The following is a 4,230-nucleotide window of genomic DNA, read 5'->3' as shown; positions in this document are numbered from 1 at the left end:
GGGATAATTCCTGTTGCCGAAAATGGCAGACCCTACACGGACGGAATTGGCTCCGCAGGCGATGGCCTCAGGAAAGTCATCGCTCATTCCCATTGACAGGGTTTGCAGCGTCCGGATTCCGTTCAGTTCATCGAAAAGGCTTTTGAGACAGGCAAATTCCCCTTTTACCTGTTCCTTGTCATCGGTAAAGGTGGCCATTCCCATCAGTCCGGTAATTTCAACATTTGAGAATTCGCCATCCACATATTTCCTGAAGAGCTCACGGGCTCCGTCAGGCTCCAGTCCGGATTTGCTGTCCTCTTCAGCTATTTTCACCTGCAGCAGGATTTTAATGGTCCGGTCATGCTTGGATGCTTCCTTGCTGATCTCACGGATCAGCTTCTCGGAATCCACACTCTGGATGGTATCGATGAATCCGGCAATGTATTTTACCTTGTTGGTCTGCAGGTGCCCGATGATGTGCCAGCGGATATCTTTTGGCAGGAGCGGATGTTTCTCCGTTACTTCCTGCACCTTATTTTCTCCGAAGACCCTTTGCCCCAGATCATAGACATCCTGAATCGCTAAAACCGGATGGGTTTTTGAAACGGCTACCAGTTCTACGTGTTCCGGCAGCTGCTTTTTAATATCATGATAATTTTCCTGAATACTCATATGGCAAATTTCTGAAATTTAAGGGCAAAAAACAATGTTTTTCTACCCGCGGATATAAAATGGCAAAGCCTTACGCATCCGGAGACAGTAAGGCCTTTTATTTCTATGCTCTGATGGCTGAAAGCAATAACAGGTTTGCTGTACTGCATCCTGAACTTCCGCTGCCATCTGAAAGAACCGGCATCAGAACTGTACCCTGAAGTCTGCGGGTTCGTTCATCGTGATGGTTACGGTATCAAAATCCTCTTCAATATCGCATTCCAGGCCGGCAAAAGAACCGTCTTCCTGTTTCTGCTGTACCCTGATGCCTCCGTCGCCCAGCTGGTCGCTCGGAATTTCCACATAATACTTCTTTTTGGTTTCATCGTAAGTGAGATGATCGGTGGTGAAATCAATAAACTGCATATTTTCTGTTTTTGGTGTTGATTACTTGAGTATGTATTATATTTTTCATTCTGATGAAAAACCTGTGCGCCGGAACCGGGCCGGCTTATTTATTCTGACTGCAATTGTTGTACCGTGGCAGGATACCTGTCAATGCCTTATTCCGATTATCCTGGCCATGTTTCCCTTACCGTCAGAATTTTTTCTGTCCGGATTTTTGACTGAATACTGACTTGACTCGCGGATCGAGCGGATTGAGCAGATTTTTATACTGTCATCATAATCCTGATATACGGGGAATGTATATGTGTATGGGTACAAATGACATAGCGCCTGATCATTATTCACCGATCAGCATAAGCCCAACACAAAATTTGGATTAATGGATTGAAAGGGAAACAGGATACCGGAAGTTGATGTTGTTGCCAATACGATCAAATAATTTGAATCGAGTATCAAATGAAATGTCGTCATTCTACTGAAAAGTCATTCTGTTTAAATCCTGATATGACAAAGCCATCTTTTTTTCCTAATTTAAATAAGTAAGTGAAGATACCTGTATTTGTGTTGTTTAAAGTCCCAAAGGGACGAATTTTTACAGGATAGGATAAAATCCTGTCAGCATCATGATGAGATAAAAATCGTTTATCATTCTGTTTAAATTCTGATATGACAAGCCATCTTTTTTTCTAATTTAAATAAGTAACTGAATATACCTGTATTTGTGTTGTTTAAAGTCCCAAAGGGACGAATTTTTACAGGATAGGATAAAATCCTATCAGCATCATGATGAGATAAAAATCGTTTATCATTCTGCTTAAATCCTGATATGACAAAGCCATCTTTTTTTCTAATTTAAATAAGTAAGTGAAGATACCTGTATTCATGTTGTTTAAAGTCCCGAAGGGACGACTTTTTACAGGATAGGATAAAATCCTGTCAGCATTATAATGAGATCAGGTGCCAAACCGGATGCCGGAAATTTTTTTCGTCATACATACCATTAAATAAATTGAATTGATGATCAAATGAAATGTAGTCGTTTCATCAAAGTCATTCTGTTTAAATCCTGATCCACTCATTTATACTAAGCATAACAGCACATTAGGCTTTGCATTTGAAAATTGTTGAAATTGCCTGGATCGCTTTTCACTTTACATTTTTTTGAGACTCAATTGATTTGCTGAATACTGTCTATCGGTAATGGTAAGCTTTACATTGAGGCAGGAAAAACTTAGTTGCTTCCCAATACTTCCTTAAGGTACAAAGCATTATGGATCGCAGCGGTTCCCCAGGTGTTATTGAAGAATACATACGTTGCCTGCTGCTGCCGGGCTTTGAGGGTTTCAGCCAGGTTTTCAATAAAGTCCCTGCTGTATTCCGACTTGTACAGTACCGGCTTTCCGTGGAGCCGGTAATACAGCATTCCGGGGTTATTTGAAATGACGTCTTCCGGAAGGTTACCTGGAAAACTCACGCCTGAAAATACAACCTGATGTTCACCGAGCAGCCTGAAAATTTCCTCCTGCCACCAGGATGCGTGACGGAACTCAATCACATTGAAGTAGGCCGGATCAATAGTTTTGAGGATCAACTGAATATTTTCCGGTGTATTTTTGAAAGAAGGCGGAAACTGATACAGGAAACCGGCGAGTTTTTCCTGCAGGCCGGAACTGAGGTGGAGGCAGAATTCCGCAACCTCTTCCCGGCATCCCTGCAGCCTTTTTTCATGGGAAACGGTTTTGGGGATTTTGATAAAGAATCTAAAATCCTCCGGTGTTTCTTCATGCCATTTCATCAGGGTTTTCAAGGTAGGCTTCCTGTAAAAGGTAGAATTGATTTCCACCGTGTTGAATTGACGGGAATACAGGATGAGGAAATCCTTGCTTTTGGCATCTTCCGGGTATAATGATCCTTTCCAGTCATTGTTATAAAAACCTGAGCATCCGATAAAAATATTTTCTTTTTTCATAAATTCAGAAGTGTATAGGGTACATCATTTTCCGTATTCAGATAACCGGCGTTTTCTGAAATACAAAACCCTCATTTCAGATGGCACTGCCAGCCTGTCTCATGAGGGTCCTGCAAAATCAATAATTCCTCTGATTACTTTTCTACATGCAAATCTGCAGCATTTAACCGGAGCGAGTTCAGAATAACGGAAAGTGAACTGAAGCTCATGGCTGCAGCAGCAATCATCGGGGAAAGCAGGATCCCGAAAAACGGATACAATAATCCTGCCGCAACCGGCACGCCCAGCACATTGTAAACAAAGGCAAAGAACAGATTTTCCCGGATGTTTTTCACCAGTTTTTCACTCAGCAGCCTGGCTTTGGCGATGCCTGAAATATCGCCTTTCAGCAGGGTGATTTCCGCGCTCTCCATGGCCACATCGGTTCCTGTTCCCATGGCAATCCCGATGTTGGCTTGGGCGAGGGCAGGGGAGTCATTGATCCCATCGCCGGTCATGGCTACGATTTTGCCCTGCTCCTGTAACTTTTTGACTTCATTCAGCTTGTCTTCCGGCTGGCAGCGGGCTCTGAAATTCCGGATTCCCAGTTCCTCCGCCACCGCTTTTGCCGTATGCTCGTTATCACCGGTCATCATGATGACTTCAATGCCTTCGTTCATAAGTTGCTGAACGGCTTTTTTAGAGCTTTCCTTGATCTTATCCGTAAAGCTGATGAATCCCAAGACCTGATTTTCCTGGGCAACATACGATACGGTGTGTGCTTTTGACTGGACGGCATCTGCTTTCTGCTTCAGGCTTTCCGGGATCGAAATTCCGTTCGACTTCAACAGGCTCTCGTTCCCGAGATACGTCTTCAGCCCGTTAATCCTGCCGGTAATGCCCTGGCCCGAAACATTTTCGAAGCCTTCCACATGCTCCGGCCGTATATTTTCTTCTTTTGCTTTCCTGATTACCGCGCCGGAAAGCGGGTGCTCCGAATTTTGATTCAACGCATACGCTGCTTTCAGCAACAGAACGGGATCGTTACCCTCAGATTCGATATGCTCTACCGAAGGCTTCCCTTCGGTTAAGGTGCCGGTTTTATCGGTAATCAGTACATTTACCTTATTCATCTGTTCCAGGGCTTCCGCATTTCTGATCAGGATCCCGTTCCTGGCCCCTTTACCGATTCCTACCATCAGTGACATGGGAGTCGCCAGTCCCAGTGCACAGGGGCAGGC

General features: G+C 43.9%; 4 protein-coding genes. All 4 read right to left on the bottom strand.

The genetic code is table 11. From position 1 onward, the window contains the following. Nucleotides 1-654, bottom strand: a 654-nt coding sequence (locus QZ735_RS07375) for a YggS family pyridoxal phosphate-dependent enzyme (protein WP_294246293.1), incomplete at its 3' end; no start/stop codon positions are given. 183 nt (nucleotides 655-837) lie between these two features. Continuing rightward, nucleotides 838-1,059, bottom strand: coding sequence for a hypothetical protein (locus tag QZ735_RS07370; protein WP_294246291.1), 222 nt, complete (start codon nucleotides 1,057-1,059; stop codon nucleotides 838-840). A 1,213-nt stretch (nucleotides 1,060-2,272) separates the two neighbouring features. Further along, nucleotides 2,273-3,010, bottom strand: coding sequence for a DUF72 domain-containing protein (locus QZ735_RS07365; protein WP_294246288.1), 738 nt, complete (start codon nucleotides 3,008-3,010; stop codon nucleotides 2,273-2,275). 134 nt (nucleotides 3,011-3,144) lie between these two features. Beyond that, the coding region (locus tag QZ735_RS07360) for a heavy metal translocating P-type ATPase (RefSeq protein ID WP_294246286.1) at nucleotides 3,145-4,230 on the bottom strand (1,086 nt) is incomplete at its 5' end.

It is taken from the genome of uncultured Chryseobacterium sp. (assembly GCF_913776365.1).
In the GTDB taxonomy this organism is placed as follows: Bacteria; Bacteroidota; Bacteroidia; order Flavobacteriales; family Weeksellaceae; genus Chryseobacterium.
Note: the sequence above shows the minus strand (reverse complement) of the source record. Positions and strands in the feature narration are given on the sequence as shown.

What these genes read in the sequence shown, in the direction of transcription:
- QZ735_RS07365 (WP_294246288.1), bottom strand. Translation starts at nt 3,010, where the DNA reads ATGAAAAAAGAAAATATTTTTATCGGATGCTCAGGTTTTTATAACAAT.
- QZ735_RS07370 (WP_294246291.1), bottom strand. Translation starts at nt 1,059, where the DNA reads ATGCAGTTTATTGATTTCACCACCGATCATCTCACTTACGATGAAACC.